Origin of the sequence: Dichotomicrobium thermohalophilum, from assembly GCF_003550175.1 — a bacterium.
Lineage (GTDB): Bacteria > Pseudomonadota > Alphaproteobacteria > Rhizobiales > Rhodomicrobiaceae > Dichotomicrobium > Dichotomicrobium thermohalophilum.
Genome location: NZ_QXDF01000001.1, coordinates 1,090,584 through 1,113,515 on the forward strand (window position 1 = coordinate 1,090,584; position 22,932 = coordinate 1,113,515).

The following is a 22,932-nucleotide window of genomic DNA, read 5'->3' on the forward strand; positions in this document are numbered from 1 at the left end:
GCGGAGCGGGACCGTAATAACAAGAAGGCGGTCAACGCCCATCTCGTGCGTCTCCGGGGGGAGCGCACCTCCTCGTGTTCCAGGCGACATTCGTTGCTCGGAATCAAACTCAAGACCATGACGACGTATTTACCCGATTGGTTAACAGGAGGATCTAACCAATGAAACTCAAGAGCTTGGGCCTGCTTGCTGCGGGCGTCATGGCCGCCTCGACAGTGGTGGCCAATGCACAGGATCAATCGCTGACGATCGTTTCCTGGGGCGGCGCCTATACGGAATCGCAGGTGCGTGCGTACCACGAGCCCTACACCGAGAAGACGGGCGTTCAGATCTACAACGAGGATAAGTCGGCCCAGGCCCTGGCGGGCATCCGTTCGCAGGTCGAGGCGGGCAATGTGACCTGGGACATCGTCGACATGCTTCAGGCTGACGCGCAGCGCGCTTGCGACGAGGGCCTGATCATGGAGATCGACCATGACGAGTGGTTCGCGCCCGCCCCGAATGGTGCCCCTCCGACGGAGGACTTCATCGAGGGTACCCTGGGTGACTGCTTCGTCCCGAGCATCCTGTATGCGACGATGTTCGCTTACAACACCGAAGCCTTCGAGGGTGAAGGTCCGCAGACGATCGAGGATGTCTGGAACCTCGAGAAGTTCCCGGGCACCCGCGCCCTGCAGAAGATTCCGCAGAAGAACCTGGAATGGGCGCTGATCGCCGATGGCGTCGATCCCGAGAATGTTTATGAAGTGCTGGCCACCAAAGAAGGTCAGGACCGCGCCTTTGCGAAGCTGGACGAGATCAAGGACAGCGTGATCTGGTGGTCGGAAGGCGCTCAGCCGCCGCAGATGCTCGCCGACGAGGAAGCCGTGATCGCGACGGCTTACAACGGCCGCATCTTCAACGCGCAGGTCAACGAGAACCAGCCGTTCAAGATCATGTGGGACCACCAGATGTTCGAGGTTGACGGTTGGGTCGTGCCGCGTGGCAACGAAGATCAGCTCGACCTGATCAAGGACTACCTGTACTTCGCCACGGACACGCAGCGTCTGGCCGACCAGGCCAAGTACATTGCGTATGCCCCGGCGCGCAAGTCGTCCGTTCCGCTGGTCAGCACACATGCCGACTCCGGCGTGGACATGAAGCCGCACATGCCGACCAGCCCGGAGAACTTCAAGACCGCCGTTCAGTTCAACACCGAATTTTGGGCGGACTACGGCGATCTGCTTGAAGAGCGTTTCAACGCCTGGGTTGCGCAGTAAGCGCGAATACCAGAACCTGGAGGAGAGCGGTCCTGCGCGGGCCGCTCTCCCCGCCATGACCAAAGAAGGCGAGTGGTGACATGCAGGACGCAACACCAGCGCAGCTCGAGACCCTGAAGACGGCCGACGGCACGCCGCTGAAGGACAGTATCCGCAAGTCGGAACGTCGGGCGCGCATCCGCGCATTCCTGCTCGTGCTGCCGCTGCTGGCTTTCCTCGTCATCACGTTCATCGTGCCCATCATGGCGATGATGGGTCGATCCGTTTATAACCCGGAGGTCGTCAACTACCTTCCCAATACTGCTGAAGCACTGCAGGAATGGGAGGGTGAAGGGGTTCCGGGCGAAGATGTTTTCGCCGCCCTGGCGAAGGACATGGTTCAGGGGCGGGAAGACCGCACCATCGGCCGGGTCGCCGCGCGCATCAACCGCGAGCTTCCTGGCGCGCGCAGCCTCATGCTGGGGACCGCGCGCGACGCCGATGAGATGCAGCCGCCCTACAAGGAAGCGTTCATCGCAGAGGACGACCGCTGGACGAATCCGGAGTTCTGGGGGATCCTCAAGCGGGAAAGCCGCTTGATTACGCCAAGCTACTATCTCCTTGCGCTCGACTACGAATATACGCCGCAGGGGAACATCGAGCCTCGGCCGGAAATCTATCAGGTCTACACGGATCTGTTCATCCGCACCGCCTGGATGAGTGTGCTCATCACGGTGCTGTGCATCCTGTTGGCCTATCCCGTTTCATATCTCCTGGCGACGCTGCCGCTGCGATATTCGAACCTCCTGATGATCCTGGTGCTGTTGCCCTTCTGGACCTCGCTGCTGGTGCGCACCTCGGCCTGGATCGTGCTGCTGCAGCAGGAGGGCGTCATCAATGACTTGCTTGTCGGGGCCGGCTTCATCAGCGACGACGGCCGATTACGAATGATCTACAACCAGACCGGCACGATCGTGGCCATGACGCATATCCTGCTGCCATTCATGATCCTGCCGCTCTATTCGGTGATGAAGACGATCAACCCGAGCTATCTGCGCGCGGCGCGCTCACTTGGAGCGACCCCGCTGGTCGCGTGGTTCAGGGTCTATTTCCCGCTGACATTGCCGGGGCTTGCCGCGGGAGTCATGCTCGTCTTCATCCTGGCAATTGGCTACTACATCACGCCTGCCCTGGTCGGTGGCGAGACGGGCATCTTCATATCCAACATGATCGCCAGCAACATGCAGGGGTCCACGGCGCAACTGCGCCTGGCTGCGGCGCTGGCAACGATCCTGCTGGTCTTGGTGATGCTGTTCTACTGGCTCTTCAACAAGCTGGTGGGCGTGGAACGGTTGAAGTTCGGCTAGGCACGCGACGGGACGAAAGGAAACGAAACGATGGCGCTGCCTCCTTATGCAAGCACGCTTGAGCGCGTCTGGCACTACGCGTACCACGTGATCTGCGCGCTGATCTTCCTGTTTCTGATCTTTCCGATCCTCGTCATCCTGCCGCTGTCGTTCAACGCGGAGCCCTATTTCACGTTTACCACCGAGATGCTCCAGTTCGACCCGGCGGGCTATTCGCTTCGCTGGTACGACGACCTCTTGAGCAGCGAAGAGTGGCTGCGTGCGATCCGCAACTCCTTCATTATTTCGATTGCCTCGACAGTCATCGCCACGACCCTGGGAACGCTCGCCGCGCTCGGACTGAGCCGCCGGCACATGCCTGCGCGCGGCTTCATCACGGCGCTGCTCATCTCGCCCATGATCGTGCCGCTCATCATTACTGCGGCGGCGCTGTTCAGCTTCTATGCGCGCATCGAGCTGTCGCAGACCTTTTTCTCCATCATCATGGCGCATGTCGTCCTGGGGACACCCTTCGTGGTGATCACGGTGACCGCCGCGCTGGCCAGTTTCGACGAGCAGCTGATCCGCGCATCATCCAGTCTCGGCGCAAACCAGACGACGACCTTCTTCCGGGTGATCCTGCCGCTGGTGCTGCCGGGCGTTATCTCTGGGGCGCTCTTCGCGTTTGTCACCTCGCTCGACGAGGTGGTCGTGGTGCTGTTCCTGGCGGGTCCCGAGCAGACGCCGATTACGGTGCGCATGTTCTCCGGCCTTCGCGAAGAGATCAGCCCGACGATCCTGGCACTGGCCACAATCCTCGTTGGCATTTCCATCGCGCTTCTGACCACGCTGGAGATGATCCGCCGGCGCGGCGAGCGCCTCCGCGGTCTCAGCCCCGGCTAGAGCCGGGGTTGCGGCGTTTCCGCGCGCGTGTTCACGGGGATGGGGCAATTGCGCTTCCGCGGCCGAGCGGTTAGCCTTTCCGCCAATCATCATCGCGGAAAGTCTGAGCAAAAGCCATGTCCGGTAAGGCCGAGTTCCAGTGGGATGACCCGCTCCTCCTTGAAGAAGAGCTGAGCGAGGAAGAGCGCCTTGTGCGCGACACCGCACGCGCCTATGCCCAGGAGAAGCTCCTGCCGCGCGTTATCTCGGCGTTTCGCGAGGAACGCTTCGACCGCGAAATCATGTATGAGTTGGGCGAGCTTGGCCTGCTCGGCTCGACGATCCCGGAGGAATACGGCGGCGCCGGCGCGAACCATGTCTGCTACGGGCTGTCCGCGCGGGAGGTCGAGCGCGTCGACTCCGGCTATCGTTCGGCGATGAGCGTTCAGTCCTCGCTGGTCATGCACCCGATCCACGCCTATGGATCGGACGCTCAGCGCGAGCGATTTTTGCCCCGCCTCGCCTCCGGCGAATTGGTCGGCTGCTTCGGCCTGACCGAGCCGGATCATGGCTCCGATCCCGGCAGCATGGCGACGCGCGCGGAAAAGGTTTCGGGCGGCTACCGGCTCACTGGCGCGAAAACCTGGATCACCAATTCGCCCATCGCCGATATCATGATCGTCTGGGCCAAGCTGGACGGTGCAATCCGAGGTTTCATCCTGGAACGCGGCATGGCAGGCCTGGAGACCCCGGCGATCGAGGGCAAGCTCAGCCTGCGCGCCTCCATCACCGGCCAGATCGTGATGGACGAGGTTTTCGTGCCGGAGGAGAATCTGCTGCCGAACGCGGAAGGGCTGAAGGGCCCGTTTGGCTGCCTGAACAAGGCGCGCTTCGGCATTGCCTGGGGCGCATTAGGCGCGGCGGAGTTCTGCTGGCACGCTGCGCGGGCCTACACGCTCGAGCGCGAGCAGTTTGGCCGGCCGCTTGCGGCCAACCAGCTGATCCAGAAAAAGCTTGCGGACATGCAGACCGAGATTGCGCTCGGCCTGCAAGGCTGCCTGCGAGCCTCACGCATGCTGGATGACGGGACCTGTACGCCGGAGACGATTTCGCTTCTCAAGCGCAACTCTTGCGGCAAGGCGCTGGAGATCGCCCGGGCGTCGCGCGACATGCACGGGGGCAACGGCATCAGCGAAGAATATCATGTCATGCGGCACCTCATGAACCTGGAAACGGTCAACACCTATGAAGGCACGCATGACATTCACGCGCTGATCCTCGGCCGCGCCCAGACGGGCCTTCAAGCTTTCACGGGCCATTAAAGGAGCATGTCAGAAGCGTGACGCGTGCCTAAAAATTCGGCAAAAACAGTCAGCTTACGCAACAAAAGTCCAATAGATTGATCGTTGTTAACGGTTGCAGGGCGTAGCTGGCTGTGACAACAATACCCACTTCATAAAAGAGCCGCTGGCCATTTAAAGGGAGGAAACCTATGAAACCATTGTTGAAATGGTCGCTATCGGCGTTTGCCGCCGTCGGTCTGATGGCCGCCCCGCAGGCTGCGTCCGCGCAGGACTGCGATACGATCGAGCTTGGCGCGGCGATCTCGCTGACGGGCAAGTATGCCACCAACGGCATGCACACGCAGAATGGATACGAATTCGCGATCGACAAGATCGCTGAAGCTGGTGGCGTTCAGATCGGTGACAAATGCTACAATTTCAATGTCACCTACTACGATGACGAGTCCAAGGGTGACCGCGCCGCGACGCTGGCTGAGCGCCTGATCCAGCAGGACGAAGTCCAATATATGCTTGGCCCGTACTCCTCGGGCATGACGAAGGCGATCGCGCCGGTCACCGAGAAGTACAAGATCCCGATGATCGAGGCCGAGGGCGCGTCTCGCTCGCTGTTCAACAAGGGTTACAAGTATCTCTTTGCGGTCCTGTCAACCTCTGAGCAGTACCTGGCCGAGGCCGTTAATCTGGCCGCGGATGTGGCGAAGGAGAACGGCAAGGATCCGTCCGAGGTGAAGCTGGCCGTTGCGGTCGAGAACGACCCGTTCTCGCTCGATATTCGCGCGGGCGTGCTTGAAGACGCGGCGAAGTACGACATGGATGTCGTGATCGACGAGAAGCTGCCGCGCGACCTGTCCGACATGAGTGCGATCCTGACCAAGGTGTCGCTCATCAAGCCGGACCTGCTGGTTGTTTCGGGTCACTCGAAAGGTGCGGCAACGGCCGTGCGCCAGATCGAGGAGCAGAACATCCAGACCCCGATGGTCGCGATGACGCACTGCGAGGCGGCCGACGTGACCGGCAACTATGGTGACGCCGCGAACGGCATTCTCTGCGCCACCCAGTGGGCCGAGACGCTGAAATACGAGGATCCAATCTTCGGTACCGCCGCGAACTTCGAGAAGGAGTTCAAGGAAGCGTATCCGGAGTATCAGGGCAAGACGGTCCCGTATCAGTCCGCCCAGGCGGCCGCTGCGGTCTACGTGTTCAAGGACGCTTTCGAGCGTGCCGGCACGCTGGACAAGGATGCTGTGCGCGATGCGATCGCCGAGACCGACCTGATGACCTTCTATGGTGGCATCAAGTTCTCGGATGCGGGCAACAACATCGCCAAGCCAATGGTGCTCCGCCAGATCCAGGACGGTCAGTACAACGTGGTCGCGCCGGCAAAGTTCGCGTCTCACGACCTGATCTATCCGCGCAAGTAATCGAGCGCGGAATCCCGTGAACAAGCGGTACCGGGCGTTCGCACAACGGTGCGCCCGGTACCCCGCCGCCCTCCAGGTGCGCGGCCGTCACAGCCAACCGGGCGAGGCCGATGGATCAGATTATCTCGAATTTCAATCTCCTCTTCCAGTTCCCGACGGTGAACCTGAAGATCATCATCGACGGGGTCATGGTCGGCGCCCTCTTCGCTCTGGCCGCTTATGGCCTGGCTCTCGTCTGGGGCGTCATGAACGTGAAGAATCTGGCGCAGGGCGACTTCGTCATCGCCGGTGGTTACGTCGCCTGGTTCTCCAGCACCCAAATGGGCGAATACAGCATCCACCCGCTTCTTGGCGTGCCCCTGGCGTTCATTGTGCTGTGGGGCGTTGGCTGGATCGTCTACAAGCTGGTTATCAACCGGGTGATCGAGCGCGACCTGTTCACTTCGCTGCTGGCCACCTTCGGTGTCGCGATCATGACGGCGCAAATCCTCAACCTGCTGTTCGGCTCGGACACCCAGAGTATCCAGCTTCCTTATGAAACGCTTCATCTGTTCGGCGGCGTCGTCGACCTGCCGATCGCCAAGCTGATCGGCGTCGGTCTCGCGGGCGTTCTGGCTCTTGGCGTGGTCTTGTTCATGCGCTACTCGCGCACCGGCCAGGCAATCCGGGCGACCGCGCAGGATCCGCGTGCGGCGCGCGTTCTGGGTATCAACACGGACCGCATCTACGCCTTCACGTTTTCGCTGAACGCCGCGATCTGCGGGGCGGCGGGCGCGATCATCGTGATGGCCTGGGTTATTCAGCCATTCTACGGCATCGTCTATTCGATCCGGGCGTTCGTGGTGGTCACGGCGGCAGGTCTCGGAAACCTGCCCGGTGTTATCGCCGCGGGGCTGGGACTTGGCGTACTCGAACAGTATGGCGCGCTGATCTTCGGCATCGGCTATCAGCAGGCCATCGCCGTTCTGCTGCTGCTCATCGTGCTGATCATCCGACTGGCCCAGCAGCAGCGGGTCCGTCAGGCGCTGCAGTAGGAAGACGGGAGAGCCGGGATGAGCAAAACCCTCTTCTACATCGCGATCCTCGCGATCAGCCTGATCGCGCCATTCGCGTTTCCAGACTACAAGACCCAGCTGGCAACGCTGTGGCTGATGATCATCGTCTCGCTGACCTGGGACATGACCGGCGGGCAGATGGGCTACAACTCGCTGGGCAACATCTTCTTTTACGGCGCGGGGATGTATGTCGCCGGGGTGTTCGGTATCGGGATAGCCCATGACGTCGGGGCCTACAACAACGCGTTCAGCGGCGATGTCTTCAAGTTCACACCTACAGAGTATTTTGTCGGACTGTTCGTCGGCAGCCTGCTGGGAGGCGTGTTCTGTTCGGTTTCCGCGCTGATTCTGGGCTATCTGCTGTTCGGTCTGCGTGGTCCGTATTTCGCCATCGGCACGCTGGGCGTCGCTGTCGCAGCGGGTGAACTGGTCGCAAACTGGGAGTGGATCGGCGGCGGGCAGGGCATCTCGCTGCCCGTGTACCCATACGACCTCGAACAGGGCAAAGACGTCTTCTACTTCATGTTCATGGGCGTCGGCGTGGCGTTGTTCGCCTTCCTGGCCTGGCTCTATAACACCAAATTCGGCGCGGCCATCAACGCCATTCGGGATGACGAGGAAAAGGCCGAAGGTCTCGGTATCGACACCCTGCGCTACAAGCTGTTCACCTGGGCGATCGCGGCCTTCTTCGTGGGTATTGCCGGCGGCATCTCCGGGTATCAGCTCATCCACTTCGAGCCGCTGGAATCCGCCTTCCAGACCATCAACCTCGGTATCTTCATGGTCGTGTGCGCGCTGCTGGGCGGCAAGGGCACGCTGTGGGGGCCGGTCGTAGGGGCGATCCTGTTCCACGTCTTCAAGGAGGTAACGTGGAACTATCTGCTCGGCTGGCAGTGGGTCGCGCTGGGTGCGCTGATCGTCGTCACCGTGGTCTACTTCCAGGAGGGCATCGTCGGCTGGGTCCGGCGGCAGAAGCCCGAATGGTTCGGCATCGTCGTTGAGGAGGACACCGGCGCGCGGGCCAAGCCCACGACTGGCGCCCAACCGGCGGGAGCGGCGGAATGACCCAGAATGTCATTGAAGTCAACGGCGTCTCCAAGGCGTTTGGCGGCGTCCAGGCGAACAAGGACATCTCCCTGACCGTCCCGGACGGCAAGATCACCGGCCTGATCGGGCCAAACGGCTCGGGCAAGACGACGCTGTTCAACTCGATCGTTGGCTATCACCCGATCGACGAAGGCTCGATCCGCTTCGAGGGGCGGGAGATTTCCAAGCTGCGCGTGCAGCAGATTGCCCGTCTGGGGCTGCTACGCACCTTCCAGCAGACGCGCATCTTCAAGAACATGAACTGCGTCGAGAACATGCTCATCGCGGTGCCCCACCGCAAAATGACGATGCTGGACATGTTCGACCGCGCCAATCCCGAAGAGATGGAACGCGCGGAGATGCTGCTGGAGTTCGTCGGACTTTACAGCAAGCGCAAGCTGACTGCCGGCAGCCTCTCCTTCGGCCAGCAGAAGCTGCTCGAATTCGCCATGGCGTTGATGAATGAGCCGAAGGTGCTTCTGCTCGACGAGCCGACGGCAGGCATCAACCCCACGCTCATCAACGGGCTGATCGACCGGCTGAAGAAGGCGAACAGCGAATTCGGCATCACGCTTCTGATCATCGAGCACAACATGCGCGTGATCATGAACATGGCGGACACGATCTACTGCCTCGCGCATGGCAAGATGCTTGCCTCCGGCACGCCGGAGGACATCCAGAACGACCAGCGCGTGATAGACGCCTATCTGGGAGCGCACTGATGGCGAACAACGAGCGAGACGCGTCTCTGGAGAAGGCTGAGGCGCAGGCGGCCGAAGCCGCGCGGCGGGCGCGCTCGGCCGGCTACCACATGGGCGGCGTGGAGACGGTGCTGTCCGTTGACGAGGTGACGCGCCAGGCCAAGTCGCTGAGCGAGGAGGTGCCGGTCAGCAAGCTGGAGGCGCTGGCGGGCCATGACCCCTACCTGTCGGTCGAAGATCTCGATGCCGGCTACGGCAAGATGCAGATTCTGCACGGGATCAATCTGCGGGTGGCGCGGAAGCAGTCGCTGTGCCTGATCGGGCCGAATGGTGCGGGCAAGTCAACCGTGCTGCATGCGATCTTCGGCTTCAACAACATCTTCTCCGGCAGCATCAAGATTGGCGACGGCGCCAACAAGCGCGACATAACCGGACTGTCCGCGAACGAGAAGCTGCGCCAGGCGGGAATCGCCTATATCCTGCAGGACAAGTCGGTCTTCCCGGGCATGACCGTCGAAGAGAACCTGTGGATGGGCGGCTTCCTGATGGACAAGCCTTCCGAGGCGCGGACGGCGGCCGAGCGGGTGTTCGACAAGTATCCGCGCCTGGCCGCGCGGCGCAAGCACCAGGCCAAGGTACTGTCTGGCGGCGAGCGGCGGCTCCTGGAAATCTCCCGCGCGCTCGTGATGAACCCGGAAATCCTGCTGGTTGACGAGCCGTCCATCGGGCTGGAGCCGCGTTTCATCGACATGGTGTTCGAGATTCTGCACGACCTGCAGCATGTCGAGGGGAAGACCATCGTCATGGTCGAGCAGAACGCCAAGAAGGGTCTGGAGTTCGCGGATATCGGCTACGTTCTGGTTTCCGGCGAGATCGCAATCGCCGGCAAGGGCGACGAACTGCTGGAGAATCCGAAGGTCGGCCAGCTCTTCCTCGGCGGTTAGCCCAGCAGGCGCGCGTGCTCTATCTTCGGGCAGCGGTCGGCGACGACCTGCAGCCCGGCCGCCTCGGCGATGCGCGCGGCTTCCATATTGACAGCGCCGATCTGCATCCACAGCACCTTCGCGTCGATCGCCACTGCATCCTGGGCAATCGGCACGACCGCGTCCGGGTGCCGGAACACGTCGACGACATCTACCGGCTCGGGCAGATCGGTCAGCCGCGCAACCACCGGCCGGCCAAGGATTTCGCGGCCCGGCCGCCCGGGGTTCACCGGAAAAACCTCGTAACCGTGGTCAAGCAGATAGCGCATGACCTCATGGCTTGGCCGCGCCGGATTGGGACTCGCGATGATCACCGCATAGCGGCGATATCGCGTGAGAACGTCCCTCAGCGCGGCGTCGCTGTCGATCAGCGCCATGCGGCTTAGCGGCCTTTCCACTCCGGCTTGCGTTTTTCCAGGAAGGCGCCGATGCCTTCCTCGGCGTCCGGCTCCATCATGTTGGCGACCATGACGCCAGCAGCGTAATCGTAAGCCTGTGACAGCGGCATCTCGGCCTGCCGGTAGAAAGCCTCCTTGCCGATTGCCACGATGGCCGGCGATTTTGCCGCGATCTTTTCGGCAAGCTTGAAGGCGGCTTCCTGCACGCCGCCGGCTTCGACGACGCGATTGACGAGGCCGTACTGCGCCGCCTGATGCGCGTCGATCATCTCGCCGGTCAACAGCATCTCCATGGCGTGCTTGCGGGAGACGTTGCGGGACAGTGCGACCATCGGCGAGGAGCAGAACAGCCCGATATTGACGCCCGGTGTGGCGAATTTCGCCTCCTCCGCCGCCACCGCGAGATCACAGGACGCAACGAGCTGGCAGCCCGCGGCCGTGGCCGTGCCGCTCACCGCCGCAATGACGGGCTGCGGCAGATGGACGATCTGCTGCATGACCTCGGCGCATTTGCGCATGACCTTTTCGTAGAATCCACGTCCGCCATCCGGGTCGCCGCGGTGTGCGGTCAGTTCGCGCAGGTCGTGTCCGGCGGAAAATACTGGCGGTGCGTGGTCGATCACGACGGCCTGCGCCGTTCTGTCGCCGGCGATTTCAGTGAGCCGCTTGCTCAGCGCGTCGAGAAGCGCATCGGACAGCGCATTGCGGGCTTTCGGCCGGTTCAGGGTCAGCAGCACGATTGAACCGCGCCGCTCCATCAAGAGCGGGCTTTCCTCCCTCAGGTCGTTCGTGGAAAGGTTTGCAGCAACTTCCGTCATTGCGTTCAAATGTCCCTCGTAGTCGGTTACACCGTGGCAAGGTAACCGATTTTGCGGTGTGATGCACGAGGGAGGGCAGACGTGTCAGACGAGTGCCAACCGGGCGTGATGAGCCTCGGGGAGGTGGATGATTTTCTTGACCGGGAGTTTGCCGAACTCCGCCGCACCACGCCGACGCTAAAGGTCGAGGCGGTCGGGCAAGGCTTCGCGCGGCTGCGTTTGGGCTATGATCCGCAGATGCTGCGCCCCGGCGGCACGATCTCCGGCCCGGCGATGTTCACGCTTGCGGACGTGGCCCTGTATGTCGCCGTGCTGGCAAGCATCGGCCCTGCAGCGCTGGCAGTGACCACCAATCTGAACATCAACTTCTTGCGCCGGCCGCAGCCAGGCGATCTGCTGGGAGAAGCGCATCTGCTGAAGCTGGGCAAGAGCCTGGCGGTGGGCGAGATCTACTTGCGTGCACCGGACAGCGATGATTGCGTGGCACATGCGGTGGCGACCTATGCGCTGCCGCCCGACCACAAGTGGTAAAATAATACCGCAATCCTAATGCACTGTTATTGCATGTTTTTTGGTCCGCAACGCAGGTTTTTCTTGACCGGGGCGCGCGGATCGGATACATGCCGGAGCCGAGTGATCGCGCGGGTCCGCCCGCGCTTGGGCGATTTTCCCGACAATTTGGAGCAGAGGCCATGAAGACCTTCTCGGCCAAGCCCTCGGATATTGAGAAAAAATGGGTGCTGATTGACGCTGAGGGCCTCGTGGTTGGCCGGCTCGCGGCGTTTATCGCGGCCCGCCTCCGGGGCAAGCACAAGCCGACCTTTACCCCGCACATGGATGACGGCGACAACGTGATCGTGATCAACGCGGACAAGGTCGTGTTTACCGGCCGCAAGCGCAACGACAAGACCTACTACTGGCACACCCGTTATCCGGGTGGGATCAAGGAGCGCAAGGCGCACCAGATCCTGGACGGGCGCTTCCCCGAGCGGGTGCTGGAAAAAGCCGTCGAGCGCATGCTGCCGCGTGGGCCGCTGGGTCGTCAGCAGCTCAAGAACCTGCGCATCTATTCCGGCGCGGAGCACCCCCACGAGGCACAGCAACCGGAACAGCTCGATGTGGCGTCGCTGAATCCGAAGAACACGAAGAGATACTAGAGATCATGTCCGAGCAGGAAATCAAGTCTCTGGAAGAGCTTGGCACCGCGACGGAAGCGGAAGGGCCGGGCGAGGGGCTGGGTGCCGCCCCGGTTTACGAACAGAAACTGGACGAGCACGGCCGCGCCTATGGCACAGGGCGGCGCAAGAACGCCGTGGCGCGCGTCTGGGTGAAGCCAGGCAAGGGCCAGATCTTCGTGAACAAGAAAGAGATGTCGGAGTACTTCGCGCGCCCGGTGCTTCAAATGTTGGTGCGCCAGCCGCTGGTGACCGCCGATCGCGACAGTCAGTACGACATCATGTGTACGGTTTCGGGCGGAGGCCTGTCGGGCCAGGCTGGCGCCGTGCGGCACGGCATTTCGCTGGCGCTTACCCGCTATGAGCCGGAGTTGCGGCCGATTCTCAAGAAACAGGGCTTCCTGACGCGTGACGATCGTCAGGTGGAACGCAAGAAGTACGGCAAGGCGAAAGCGCGCAAGAGCTTCCAGTTCTCCAAGCGCTAGCGCGCAACCCGAAACCCGGGATCCGGTTCTCGGAGAAGATCGCACGTCAAATCAGCAAGAAGGAGCCACATCCCGATTTCACCAGAACGGATGTGGCTCCGGGCCGGCTTTACGATCAGGTACAAAAAAATGGCTGGCACGAAGCCAGCCATTTTCATTTCGTCAGCGGTCGCCCGACTTAGTCGCTCAGATGCGCGCCGAGCATCCAGGCGAACTTGTCGTGCTTCTGCGCCCGGCCGATCGCCATGTCGTTGGTCACGACGTCGCCCTGCTTTTCGGCCAGTTCGGCCAACGCGCGCAGTGTCGCGGACACGGTCTCTTGGTCAGCCTTCAGCGCGGCGACCATCTCCTTGTCCGACTTGTGGCCGTCGCACTCATTGACGGCGCTGCGCTTCAGGTATTCGGAGTGACGGCCCTCGGCGTGCGCGCCCAGCGCCTTGATGCGCTCGGCCAGCTCGTCCTGCGCCTCGAAATGGTCCTCGTAAATCTCCTGAAACAGCTCATGCAGCGGGCCGAATGCCATGCCGGTCACGTTCCAGTGGTAGTTCTGGGCCTTCATGGTGAGCACGGCCGTTTCGGCCAGCGACTGGGTGAGCCCCTCAACGATTTCCTGCTTCGCATCGGGAGCAATTTCCACGGAAGTCTGCTTCATGATCAATTCTCCTTCGGGTTCGATTGGGTATCAACGGGTAATGTCTCGTTATCGTTGGCCGGCGGCATCAGGTGCGCCGCCAATTCGCGGGCGAGGAACAACATCCAGCGCCGTCCGGCCGGCTCGATGGTGGACTCGATGAGGTAACGCGCACTTGCCATGTCGTCCTCGGCGACCACCTGCAACAGGCGCGCTACCCATCTCTCGCCGGAGCTGACGCCGCTGGACTTGGTGTTGAAGAACACCATGCGCCGTTTGGCGTAGCGGCTGAGGCCATGGAAGAAGGCGGCCGAGACACGTTCGACAGAAACCGAGGGATCAGCCGCGATCACCATGCATGCATGGTCCAGATCCTGCCGCGGCTGTAACATGCTGTCCCGCAACAATTCCCTCAGCCTCTGAACCAGATCGTAGGTGGGGCATGCATCGCACGGATTGATCACCGGTGCATCCGCCTCATCGGAGCGGAGCATGACCACCTTGCACTGATCCTCACGTTCGTCGTGGCTTGCTTCCACGATTCAGCTCGTCCTACGTTGATACCCCGAATTTAGATTTATAACAAGTCTAAAAAGTGCGCGTCGCGCCTCGGGGAATGACCCATTGCTTTCCTAGGGTACTTAAGTCGCCGCGCCAGGTCCAACAACTCGCGGGGCCCGATCGTTGACAATGAGAGCCGCCGGCGCCTATAGCCGCAGGAACCGCGAGGAGTTGCCCCATGAGCGCCGCCGATCCTTTGGCTCTGGCTGCCGATCTTATCCGCTGTCCGAGCGTCACGCCTGACGCTGCCACCGCGCTTGACGTGGTGCAGGGCGCCCTCGAGCCGGCTGGTTTCGCCTGCCATCGGCTGGTGTTCAGCGCGCCCGGTACGCCGGATGTCGACAACCTCTACGCGCGGATCGGCGCGGGACGGCCGCATCTGTGCTTCGCCGGGCATGTCGACGTTGTTCCGCCGGGCGACGAGGCCGCCTGGAGGCACCCGCCGTTCTCGGGCGTGATCGCGGACGGCGAGCTTTGGGGCCGCGGTGCGGTCGACATGAAGGGTGGGGTGGCCTGCATGATGGCTGCGGCGCTCGATTTCCTCGCTGCGCGCGGTACGCCTGCTGGCGCGATCAGCTTTCTCATCACCGGGGACGAGGAAGGCCCGGCGGTCAACGGCACGCGCAAGGTGTTGGACTGGATGGCGGAGCAGGGCGAGCGCCCGGACCACTGCCTGCTCGGCGAGCCGACCAACCCGAAAGCGCTCGGTGAAACGATCAAGATCGGACGTCGTGGCAGCCTGAGCGGCCGGCTCGTGATCACCGGCACGCAAGGGCACGTCGCCTATCCGGATCAGGCCAACAACCCCATCCGCGGTCTGGCGCGCGTGTTGAACTGGCTGACCGAGCTACGCCTTGATGACGGAACGACGCATTTCGCCCCGTCCAACCTGGAAGTCACGAGCATCGACGCGGGCAACGCCGCCCACAACGTCATTCCGGCCCAAGTCACGGCCAAGTTCAACATCCGCTTCAACGACGCGCACACGCCCGAGAGCCTCAAGGAGTTGATCGCCGGGCGGATTGGCGAGGCGCTTGCGGGGACGGGCCTCGCGCACGATCTGCAATTCCGCCTGTCTGGCGACAGCTTCCTGACCGAGCCGGGCCCATGGGTCGAGGCGCTGAGCGCGGCGATCGCGGAGGTTACGGGGCGCACGCCTCATTACGACACGGGCGGCGGTACCTCGGACGCGCGGTTCATCAAGGACACCTGTCCCGTTGTTGAGTTCGGCCTGACTTACGGATTGATCCACGCCGTGGATGAGCGCGTGCCCGTGGACGATCTCCATCAGCTCACAGCAATCTATCGGCGCTTCCTTGAGCGGTATTTCGCCTGACGGCGACCGCGCCCGTCGGCCCGTGGATGCGCCGCACAATCCGGTATGTGTTCGCATAAGCCGCGACAGAGGGCTGGATCGGGTTCGCATAACCACCGCCGATCGCCATCGCTACGGGGATTCCGCGCCGCGCGCATTCGCGCAGGACCATCTCGTCGCGCGCCATCAGCCCATCATGCGTGAGCGCCAGCCGGCCCAGCTTGTCCTCGGCGAGCGGGTCGACGCCCGCCTGGTAGAGCACGAGATCAGGCCGGAACGCGAAGACGGCCGGAAGATGCTCGGCGAGCATGCGCAGATAGGCAGCATCCTCCATCCCGTCGGGCAGCGGCACGTCAAGATCGGACTCGCGTTTTCGGAATGGAAAGTTCTTCTCGCCGTGCATCGAGAAGACGAAGACGGACGGGTTCGCGCCCAGGATCGCCGCGGTGCCGTCGCCCTGATGCACGTCGAGATCGACCACCGCCAGGCGCTCGGCCCACCCGTCGGCAAGCGCGCGCAGCGCCGCGACGGCTTGGTCATTGTAGATGCAGTAGCCCGCACCGAAGTCCCGGTGAGCGTGATGCGTGCCGCCTGCAAGCTGCCCGGAGATGCCGTCCGCAAGCGCTGCGCGGGTCGCCGCTACGGCCCCGCCGGTCGAGGCGCGCGTGCGCCGAACAAGGTGTTCGCTCCAGGGAAAGCCGATGCGCCGCATACTCCTTGGATCGAGCGAGCCGCTCTCGAACGCGGCAATGTAATCGGCATCGTGCGCGCGTGCGATGTCGGCGTCCTCCGCCAGCGGCGAGAGGTGCAGTTCATCGGGCGCGAGCAACCCCTCGTGCAAAAGCCGCTCACGCAGCATCGCGTATTTCTGCCCCGGAAACCGATGGCCCTCGGGCAGCGGTAGATTGAACGTGTCGGAGTAATAGGCGCGCATCAGTGTCGAGCCTTTCACAAATCCGGTAACGATGCCAGTCTCTGGCTGGTCGCAGCAGGTGGTGGAATGCACCTGCTTTGGATCCGTATACGCTCGCCACGGCGCATTCGATCGTGTTTCACGCAAGAGCTTGCGGCGTGGTGTTTATGACAGAAGCACCCTAGTATAGGCAGACTTTGCGCTATATTTTTGTCATGAAGTGGAATTGGCTTAAAATTTTCTTGAATTGAAAGCGCGTATGGCTTAACAGCAGGTTCGGATGGGGCGGGCGCATAACGAGCGGGAGTCAAACTTCTTGACGCGAGGTCATGATTTTTTCGCGCGAGTCGGTTCTGCAGTCTGTGGGACTTTCAGTTGCGGGATTATCTTGCTTGACAGCAGCGGTGCGCCGCTTCTCATGAACGCAGCGGCCGAGCCGGACGTCTCTAGCGACGGGCCGCTCTACCTGGATGGCGTTGGCGCGTTGCGGGGGAGGGATAACCGGCTTGACCGAGCCCTGAGGGACGCCTCCGGCAACTCTGGCAAAGCGGCCGCGCCGATCGTCGTGCGCCTGGATGAGGATGCCGGCGCGAGATCGGTGTGGATCGTCCCCGTGAAAGACGAAGACGCCGCGGCGCTGGTCATGCTGACAACGACGGCACCGCCCGAGGTGCGGAGCGACCTGGTCTCAGACATGCTCGGGGTCAGCCAGGCTGAGGGAAAACTCGTGCACGCGCTGATGGCGGGCAAGACCCTGACGGTCTACGCGCGCGATGCCGGTCTGTCCTACAACACCGTGCGGAACCAACTGCGTAGTGTCATGTCGAAGACGCAGGCCGGTTCACAGATCGAGCTTTTGCTGACGGTCGAGCGGCTTATTCCACCGCTTCGCATGTCGCCTTAGGCAACCAGATACTGGGCGCCGGGCTCTGCGCGCGATACGGAGCGCGCTAATGTCTGCCCGTTGTCAAATACGCGCCAAATCCGGAGTGGGCCCAAGGGCCTCTGGCAAGGTTTGCCAGTCGGATTGCCTTGCGTTGTCAGGACGATATTCATCCCCTTCCCGGTCTCATCAAGGCAGTGCTTTCGGTCAGCAGTGGATCGGGCTTATACTCGTGTCCTTTGAATCCGTTTTGCCTGTGCTGACACGATCTGGAACGCAGCTTCCATTTTTACGTTCTCGCCAGAGGAAACGGTGAGACAGCCAATCCGGCGGCCACGGTCGCCGGCGCAAGAGATAATGCTGTGAAGTTCGAGACTGCATCCGGGCCAAAAGACGCCGCCTCGCGGGAGGCGCTGTACGACCTTGCGCAGAGTCGTGTCGCGATCGAGGGCGTCTGGCCGGAAATCGATTGCGGACGATTCGAGGTTAAGCGTGTTGTCGGCGATGAGCTGACGGTCGGGGCCGATATCTTTGTTGACGGCCATGACAAGCTGGATGCCGCCGTTCTGTTCCGCCGTGCAGCGGACAACGAGTGGTCGGAAGTGCGGATGGACTTCGTTGAGAACGACCGCTGGCGTGGCAGCTTTTCCCTGACCGAAAACACCCGCTACCTCTACACCATCATCGCGTGGCGCGACCTGTTCGCCACCTGGCGCGACGAGGTCGAGAAGAAGCGCGCGGCCGGTCAGTCGCTTTCAACCGAGATAGAAGAGGGCCGCATTCTGATCGAGGATGCGGTCCAGGCCGCGGCGCACGGGACCGAGCCCGAGCGGACCGCGCTGCGCGCGCTCCATGGCTACATCGAAGAAGCGGCGAGCGAAGCCGACCGGTTGGACCTTATGTTGACGGACCGGGCCGTTGACCTGATGAGCAAGGTCGCGCGTCGGACCCATCTGACGCGTTACGAGAAGACCCTGTCCGTCTGGGTCGACCGGCCGAAGGCGGCATTCAGCGCCTGGTACGAGATGTTCCCGCGCTCGCAGTCGGGCGACCCGCAGCGGCACGGCACCTTCGATGATGTGATCGCCCGGCTGCCTTATGTGCGCGATCTCGGCTTCGACGTGCTTTATTTCACGCCGATCCACCCGATCGGCAAGATGGACCGCAAGGGGCGGAACAACGCGCTTGAGGCCGAACCGGGCGATCCGGGGAGTCCGTACGCGATTGGCTCGGAGGAAGGCGGCCACGACGCGATCCACCCGGAACTCGGCACGTTCGCGGATTTTCACCGCCTCGTGAAGGCCGCCGAGCAGCACGGACTTGAGATCGCGCTCGACATCGCGATCCAGTGTGCGCCGGATCACCCGTGGATCACCGAGCATCCCGAATGGTTCGACTGGCGCCCCGACGGGACACTGAAACATGCCGAGAATCCGCCGAAGAAGTACGAGGACATCGTCAACGTTCATTTCTACCGCGAGGCGCTGCCGTCGCTCTGGTTCGCGCTGCGCGATGTCGTGCTGTTCTGGGCGGGCCACGGCGTGCGCATTTTCCGGGTCGATAACCCGCACACCAAGCCCTATCCGTTCTGGGAGTGGCTGATCGAGGATGTCCGCGCGCGCTATCCAGAGACGATCTTCCTGTCGGAAGCCTTCACCCGACCGAAGGTGATGAAGCGGCTTGCGAAGCTCGGCTTCAACCAGTCCTACACGTACTACACCTGGCGCAACACCAAGGCCGAGCTGACCGATTACCTGACCGAGCTGACGCGCTCAGAGAGCCGTGAATATTTTCGGCCGAACTTCTTCACCAACACGCCGGACATCAACCCGATCCCGCTACAGACGAGCGGGCGGCCCGGCTATCAGGCGCGGCTGATCCTCGCGGCGACGCTCGCTTGCAACTACGGCATCTACAACGGTTTCGAGCTGTGCGAGGGCACCCCAATCCCCGGCGAGGAGGAGTATCTCCACTCGGAAAAATACGAAATCCGCGCCTGGGACTGGGACCGGCCGGGGAATATCAAAGACGACATACGCTTCATCAACCGACTGCGCCGCGAGCATCCGGCTCTGCAGCAGTTCCTCAACCTCAACTTCTACAACGCCTGGAACGACAACATCATCTACTACGGCAAGATGACGGATGACCTGCGGGACGTCCTGCTGTTTGCCGTGAATCTCGACTTCTGCCACCCGCAGGGCGCGCATTTCGAGGTTCCACTGTGGGAATTCGGCCTGCCGGATGATGCGTCCGTCGGCGTAGAGGACCTGATCACTGGCGAGCGCTTTACCTGGACCGGCAAGGTCCAGCACATCCATCTCGACCCGAATGTGCGACCCTATGCGGCCTGGCGTCTGCTGCCGCCGGGAGGAGCCTGATGACGACCACGCCCGAACTCGCCGCCAAGCTCGCCGAGGCGGTGACCAGCGCCGCCGAGACCGGCGCAAGCCTGATCGATCGCACTCAGAGCGACTGGTACAAGGACGCGATCATCTACCAGCTTCACGTCAAGGCGTTTCAGGACGCCTCGGGCGACGGCATCGGCGACTTTGCGGGGCTGATGAGCCGGCTGGACTATGTGCAAGATCTTGGCGTCAACACCATCTGGCTGCTGCCTTTCTATCCATCACCGCTGCGCGACGACGGTTATGACATCGCCGATTATCTCAACGTCAATGAAAGCTACGGTGACCTGCTGCAGTTTCAGGCATTTCTGGAAGAGGCGCATCGGCGCGGCATCCGGGTTATCACCGAACTTGTCATCAATCACACCTCGGATCAGCACCCCTGGTTTCAACGCGCGCGACAGGTGCCGGCCGGCTCGCCCGAGCGGGACTTCTACGTCTGGAGCGACGACGACAAGAAGTACGCGGGCACGCGCATCATCTTCCTGGATACCGAGGCGTCCAACTGGACCTGGGACCCCGTCGCCCAAGCCTATTTCTGGCACCGCTTCTACTCGCACCAGCCGGACCTGAATTTCGACAACCCGGAAGTGTTCCGCGAGGTCGTCGGGGTACTGAAATTCTGGCTGGACATGGGCGTGGATGGTCTGCGGCTCGACGCGGTGCCCTATCTGTGCGAGCGCGAAGGCACGAACAACGAGAACCTGCCAGAGACTCATGAGGTATTGAAACGCGTGCGCGCTGCGGTCGACGAACGCTATACGGACCGCCTCTTGTTGGCCGAAGCCAATCAGTGGCCGGAGGACACGGCACCGTATTTCGGCGCGGGCGATGAATGCCACATGGCGTTCCACTTTCCGCTCATGCCGCGCATCTACATGGCTGTTGCCCGGGAGGACCGCTATCCGATCACGGATATCCTGCGCCAGACGCCGGACATCCCAGCCAACTGCCAGTGGGCGCTGTTCCTGCGCAATCACGACGAGCTGACGCTGGAGATGGTCACGGACGATGAGCGCGACTATCTCTGGCAGACCTACGCGACCGACAAGCGCGCGCGCATCAATCTCGGTATCCGCCGCCGGCTCGCTCCGCTGCTGGAAAACGACCGGCGCAAGATGGAGCTTTTGAACGCGCTGCTGCTCTCCATGCCCGGGACGCCCGTGATCTACTATGGTGACGAACTCGGCATGGGGGACAACTACTATCTCGGCGATCGCGACGGCGTGCGCACGCCGATGCAGTGGTCGGCCGACCGCAACGGCGGTTTCTCCCGCGCCGACCCGCAGAGGCTCTATCTGCCGCCGATCATGGACCCGATCTACGGGTACCAGGCGATCAACGTCGAGGCGCAGCAGCGCGATTCCTCCTCGCTGCTCAACTGGATGCGCAAGATGATCGCCGTGCGCAAGTCGCATCTGGCGTTCGGGCGCGGCGGCCTGCGCTTCCTCTATCCGCGCAACCGCAAGGTACTGGCCTATGCGCGCGAGCATGAGGGCGAGACGCTGCTGTGCGTGTTCAATCTGGCGCGCTCGGCGCAGGCCGTGGAACTCGATCTTTCCGACTATCGCGGGCGCGTGCCCGTGGAATTGACCGGTAGCTCGGCCTTCCCGTCGATCGGCGAACTGCCATACATGCTCACTCTGCCGGCTTACGGATTCTACTGGTTCATCCTAACCGAGCAGGGCGAGGAGCCGCACTGGCGGATCACCCCGGTCGAACCCCCGCACGAGTTCATCACCGTGGTCTTCACCGATAGCTGGCAAAGCGTTCTGGACGGGCGCGAGCGCGCGCATCTGGAGACGGACTGTCTTCCCGCTTTTCTCCCGCAACAGCGCTGGTTCGGCGCTAAGGACGCCGACATCACCAGCGCGCGCTTGCAGCCGCTGGCGGTGTTCAGCGCGGACAGTCACAGCTATCCGCTGAGTACGGTGCGGGTCGAGCTTGATACGGGCGACACCCAGGAATATTTCCTGCCCCTGGCCGCGCAGTGGGGCGAAGTGCCGGCCGGTGCAGGTGCCAAGCCGGGTGCGAAGATGGCCAAGCTGCGGCGTGGCCCGCGCATGGGCGCGTTGCTCGACGCGACCCAGACCGACGGCTTCACCCGCGGCGTGGTGAATGCGATCCAACAGTCCCGCAAGCTGGATGCGCATGATGGCACCGTGGTTTTCAAGCCGGTCAGCACGTTCAAGCCCGTGCCGGCGGACGCAAATGTCCGTGTGGTCGGGGCCGAGCAGAGCAATGTGTCCGCGATCGTCGATGAGCGGCTGATGATCAAGGTCTATCGCCGCCTGCGCCACGGTATTCAGCCCGAAGTCGAGATTGCGCATTTCCTCAGCCATGTTGCCCATTACGACAACACGCCGGCGCTGCGCGGTTACGTCGAATATCAGCCGAACGAGGGCGAGCCGGTGGCGCTGTCGGCGCTGTTCGATTTTGTCGAGAACCAGGGCGACTGCTGGAATGCGATCGTCGACGGGCTGGACCGCGCGCTTGAAGAGCACGCGTTGACAACCGTGGAGAGTATCGAAGACGAAGCCGCCGACACGCTGCCCTATACTTTCCCGATCAACCTGATGGGCGTGCTTGGCAAGCGGACTGCCGAGTTGCACCAGGCCTTCGCCATCGACACCACGGACCCCGCCTTCGGCCGCGAGGCGCTGAGCAAGGCGGATATCTCCCGCTGGGTCGACGATCTGCAGAACGAGATGAGCCGCGGCTTTCTCGCGCTCGAGCGCGCGGCCAAGCATAACGAGGGCCTCGAAGGCATCGTCGCCGAACTTCGGGATGCGCGTGAGGACGTGGAGCGGCGCGTCTGCGCGCTGACCAATACGCCGGCAGATGGCGCCAAGACGCGCGTCCATGGCGATTTTCACCTGGGACAGGTTCTCGTCTCCCAGACCGACGTCGTCATCATTGACTTTGAGGGTGAGCCGGGTCGCGCCCTGGAGGAGCGCCGCGCGAAGACGTCACCGCTGCGCGACGTGGCGGGGATGCTGCGCTCGATCGACTATGCCGCCTTCGCCGCACTCGATCGGGTCAGTAGCCGCGTGCCGGAGCTTCCCGAGCGGACGGTCGCCGCCGCCGAAAACTGGCGCAAGCGCGCGAGCGATGAATTCGTGCAGATTTATAGGGCGACGGCTGGCGACATGCCGAGTCTGCCCAAAGACCCGGAGACCTTCGCCCGGCAACTCGAAATCTTCCTGTTTCAAAAGGTCTTTTATGAGGTCGGCTATGAGGCGGCCAACCGCCCGACATGGCTGTCGATCCCGGTGCGTGGTGCGCTTGAACTGATCTCGCGGGCGTGACGCGGTCGCGCCAAAGTCAAA

The 22,932-nt window shown here is 62.4% G+C and carries 21 protein-coding genes; 16 read left to right on the forward strand and 5 right to left on the reverse strand.

Annotated elements, in window-relative coordinates; genetic code table 11:
- The first annotated feature begins 161 nt into the window (after positions 1–161).
- The 9 genes from BXY53_RS04955 (at position 162) to BXY53_RS04995 (ending at position 9,977) form a co-directional block, all read left to right on the forward strand.
- Positions 162–1,259: an extracellular solute-binding protein gene (locus BXY53_RS04955; RefSeq protein WP_170144342.1), complete on the forward strand. Its 1,098-nt coding sequence runs from the start codon at positions 162–164 to the stop codon at positions 1,257–1,259.
- A gap of 80 nt (positions 1,260–1,339) precedes the next feature.
- Entirely contained in the window at positions 1,340–2,605 is a 1,266-nt protein-coding gene (locus BXY53_RS04960; protein ID WP_119060771.1) for an ABC transporter permease, read from the forward strand.
- Between the two features lie 30 nt (positions 2,606–2,635).
- On the forward strand, positions 2,636–3,487 hold the full coding sequence (locus tag BXY53_RS04965) for an ABC transporter permease (RefSeq protein WP_119060772.1): 852 nt from the start codon (positions 2,636–2,638) through the stop codon (positions 3,485–3,487).
- Positions 3,488–3,603: 116 nt separating this feature from the next.
- Positions 3,604–4,788, forward strand: a complete 1,185-nt coding sequence (locus tag BXY53_RS04970; RefSeq protein ID WP_119060773.1) for an acyl-CoA dehydrogenase — start codon at positions 3,604–3,606, stop codon at positions 4,786–4,788.
- A 170-nt stretch (positions 4,789–4,958) separates the two neighbouring features.
- Entirely contained in the window at positions 4,959–6,191 is a 1,233-nt protein-coding gene (locus tag BXY53_RS04975) for an amino acid ABC transporter substrate-binding protein (RefSeq protein ID WP_119060774.1), read from the forward strand.
- 110 nt (positions 6,192–6,301) lie between these two features.
- Complete coding sequence (locus tag BXY53_RS04980) at positions 6,302–7,225, forward strand: branched-chain amino acid ABC transporter permease (RefSeq protein ID WP_210209148.1); 924 nt, start codon at positions 6,302–6,304, stop codon at positions 7,223–7,225.
- Positions 7,226–7,243: 18 nt separating this feature from the next.
- Complete coding sequence (locus BXY53_RS04985) at positions 7,244–8,311, forward strand: branched-chain amino acid ABC transporter permease (protein ID WP_119060775.1); 1,068 nt, start codon at positions 7,244–7,246, stop codon at positions 8,309–8,311.
- A complete protein-coding gene (locus BXY53_RS04990) occupies positions 8,308–9,054 on the forward strand; it encodes an ABC transporter ATP-binding protein (RefSeq protein ID WP_119060776.1) in 747 nt (248 codons plus the stop codon). The genes BXY53_RS04985 and BXY53_RS04990 overlap by 4 nt, the downstream gene beginning before the upstream one ends.
- Positions 9,054–9,977 (forward strand): ABC transporter ATP-binding protein, encoded by a 924-nt coding sequence (locus tag BXY53_RS04995; protein WP_210209149.1) that lies wholly within the window; start codon positions 9,054–9,056, stop codon positions 9,975–9,977. The genes BXY53_RS04990 and BXY53_RS04995 overlap by 1 nt, the downstream gene beginning before the upstream one ends.
- Here BXY53_RS04995 and BXY53_RS05000 read toward each other — a convergent pair.
- The gene (locus BXY53_RS05000) at positions 9,974–10,393 is read right to left on the reverse strand and encodes a CoA-binding protein (protein ID WP_119060777.1); all 420 of its coding nucleotides are present in this window, start codon (positions 10,391–10,393) and stop codon (positions 9,974–9,976) included. The genes BXY53_RS04995 and BXY53_RS05000 overlap by 4 nt on opposite strands.
- A gap of 5 nt (positions 10,394–10,398) precedes the next feature.
- Entirely contained in the window at positions 10,399–11,232 is an 834-nt protein-coding gene (locus BXY53_RS05005; protein WP_119060778.1) for an enoyl-CoA hydratase, read from the reverse strand.
- An 81-nt stretch (positions 11,233–11,313) separates the two neighbouring features.
- Here BXY53_RS05005 and BXY53_RS05010 point away from each other — a divergent pair, with 81 nt between their 5' ends.
- The 3 genes from BXY53_RS05010 (at position 11,314) to rpsI (ending at position 12,892) form a co-directional block, all read left to right on the forward strand.
- Positions 11,314–11,763 carry a PaaI family thioesterase gene (locus BXY53_RS05010; RefSeq protein ID WP_342634962.1) on the forward strand — a complete coding sequence of 150 codons (450 nt, stop codon included), beginning with the start codon at positions 11,314–11,316 and terminating at the stop codon, positions 11,761–11,763.
- A gap of 161 nt (positions 11,764–11,924) precedes the next feature.
- Positions 11,925–12,389 carry a 50S ribosomal protein L13 gene (gene rplM / locus BXY53_RS05015; RefSeq protein WP_119060780.1) on the forward strand — a complete coding sequence of 155 codons (465 nt, stop codon included), beginning with the start codon at positions 11,925–11,927 and terminating at the stop codon, positions 12,387–12,389.
- Positions 12,390–12,394: 5 nt separating this feature from the next.
- Complete coding sequence (rpsI, locus tag BXY53_RS05020; RefSeq protein WP_119060781.1) at positions 12,395–12,892, forward strand: 30S ribosomal protein S9; 498 nt, start codon at positions 12,395–12,397, stop codon at positions 12,890–12,892.
- Between the two features lie 178 nt (positions 12,893–13,070).
- Here the strand turns inward: rpsI and BXY53_RS05025 are convergent, their stop codons facing one another.
- Complete coding sequence (locus BXY53_RS05025) at positions 13,071–13,544, reverse strand: Dps family protein (protein WP_119060782.1); 474 nt, start codon at positions 13,542–13,544, stop codon at positions 13,071–13,073.
- A 2-nt stretch (positions 13,545–13,546) separates the two neighbouring features.
- The gene (locus tag BXY53_RS05030; RefSeq protein WP_147361498.1) at positions 13,547–14,062 is read right to left on the reverse strand and encodes a hypothetical protein; all 516 of its coding nucleotides are present in this window, start codon (positions 14,060–14,062) and stop codon (positions 13,547–13,549) included.
- 200 nt (positions 14,063–14,262) lie between these two features.
- Here BXY53_RS05030 and dapE point away from each other — a divergent pair, with 200 nt between their 5' ends.
- Positions 14,263–15,420, forward strand: coding sequence for a succinyl-diaminopimelate desuccinylase (gene dapE, locus BXY53_RS05035; RefSeq protein ID WP_119060784.1), 1,158 nt, complete (start codon positions 14,263–14,265; stop codon positions 15,418–15,420).
- On the opposite strand, the gene BXY53_RS05040 is transcribed toward dapE, so the two are convergent.
- Positions 15,377–16,405, reverse strand: coding sequence for a histone deacetylase family protein (locus BXY53_RS05040; RefSeq protein ID WP_245410360.1), 1,029 nt, complete (start codon positions 16,403–16,405; stop codon positions 15,377–15,379). The two genes, dapE and BXY53_RS05040, sit on opposite strands and share 44 nt — an antisense overlap.
- A gap of 295 nt (positions 16,406–16,700) precedes the next feature.
- On the opposite strand from BXY53_RS05040, the gene BXY53_RS05045 reads away from it, so the two are divergent.
- The 3 genes from BXY53_RS05045 (at position 16,701) to treS (ending at position 22,911) form a co-directional block, all read left to right on the forward strand.
- Entirely contained in the window at positions 16,701–17,216 is a 516-nt protein-coding gene (locus tag BXY53_RS05045) for a helix-turn-helix transcriptional regulator (RefSeq protein ID WP_119060786.1), read from the forward strand.
- A gap of 341 nt (positions 17,217–17,557) precedes the next feature.
- Positions 17,558–19,576, forward strand: coding sequence for an alpha-1,4-glucan--maltose-1-phosphate maltosyltransferase (locus tag BXY53_RS05050; protein ID WP_245410361.1), 2,019 nt, complete (start codon positions 17,558–17,560; stop codon positions 19,574–19,576).
- A gap of 71 nt (positions 19,577–19,647) precedes the next feature.
- Entirely contained in the window at positions 19,648–22,911 is a 3,264-nt protein-coding gene (gene treS / locus BXY53_RS05055) for a maltose alpha-D-glucosyltransferase (protein WP_210209198.1), read from the forward strand.
- Positions 22,912–22,932: the final 21 nt, after the last annotated feature.

What these genes read in the sequence shown, in the direction of transcription:
- BXY53_RS04955 (WP_170144342.1), top strand. Translation starts at nt 162, where the DNA reads ATGAAACTCAAGAGCTTGGGCCTGCTTGCTGCGGGCGTCATGGCCGCC.
- BXY53_RS04960 (WP_119060771.1), top strand. Translation starts at nt 1,340, where the DNA reads ATGCAGGACGCAACACCAGCGCAGCTCGAGACCCTGAAGACGGCCGAC.
- BXY53_RS04965 (WP_119060772.1), top strand. Translation starts at nt 2,636, where the DNA reads ATGGCGCTGCCTCCTTATGCAAGCACGCTTGAGCGCGTCTGGCACTAC.
- BXY53_RS04970 (WP_119060773.1), top strand. Translation starts at nt 3,604, where the DNA reads ATGTCCGGTAAGGCCGAGTTCCAGTGGGATGACCCGCTCCTCCTTGAA.
- BXY53_RS04975 (WP_119060774.1), top strand. Translation starts at nt 4,959, where the DNA reads ATGAAACCATTGTTGAAATGGTCGCTATCGGCGTTTGCCGCCGTCGGT.
- BXY53_RS04980 (WP_210209148.1), top strand. Translation starts at nt 6,302, where the DNA reads ATGGATCAGATTATCTCGAATTTCAATCTCCTCTTCCAGTTCCCGACG.
- BXY53_RS04985 (WP_119060775.1), top strand. Translation starts at nt 7,244, where the DNA reads ATGAGCAAAACCCTCTTCTACATCGCGATCCTCGCGATCAGCCTGATC.
- BXY53_RS04990 (WP_119060776.1), top strand. Translation starts at nt 8,308, where the DNA reads ATGACCCAGAATGTCATTGAAGTCAACGGCGTCTCCAAGGCGTTTGGC.
- BXY53_RS04995 (WP_210209149.1), top strand. Translation starts at nt 9,054, where the DNA reads ATGGCGAACAACGAGCGAGACGCGTCTCTGGAGAAGGCTGAGGCGCAG.
- BXY53_RS05000 (WP_119060777.1), bottom strand. Translation starts at nt 10,393, where the DNA reads ATGGCGCTGATCGACAGCGACGCCGCGCTGAGGGACGTTCTCACGCGA.
- BXY53_RS05005 (WP_119060778.1), bottom strand. Translation starts at nt 11,232, where the DNA reads ATGACGGAAGTTGCTGCAAACCTTTCCACGAACGACCTGAGGGAGGAA.
- rplM (WP_119060780.1), top strand. Translation starts at nt 11,925, where the DNA reads ATGAAGACCTTCTCGGCCAAGCCCTCGGATATTGAGAAAAAATGGGTG.
- rpsI (WP_119060781.1), top strand. Translation starts at nt 12,395, where the DNA reads ATGTCCGAGCAGGAAATCAAGTCTCTGGAAGAGCTTGGCACCGCGACG.
- BXY53_RS05025 (WP_119060782.1), bottom strand. Translation starts at nt 13,544, where the DNA reads ATGAAGCAGACTTCCGTGGAAATTGCTCCCGATGCGAAGCAGGAAATC.
- dapE (WP_119060784.1), top strand. Translation starts at nt 14,263, where the DNA reads ATGAGCGCCGCCGATCCTTTGGCTCTGGCTGCCGATCTTATCCGCTGT.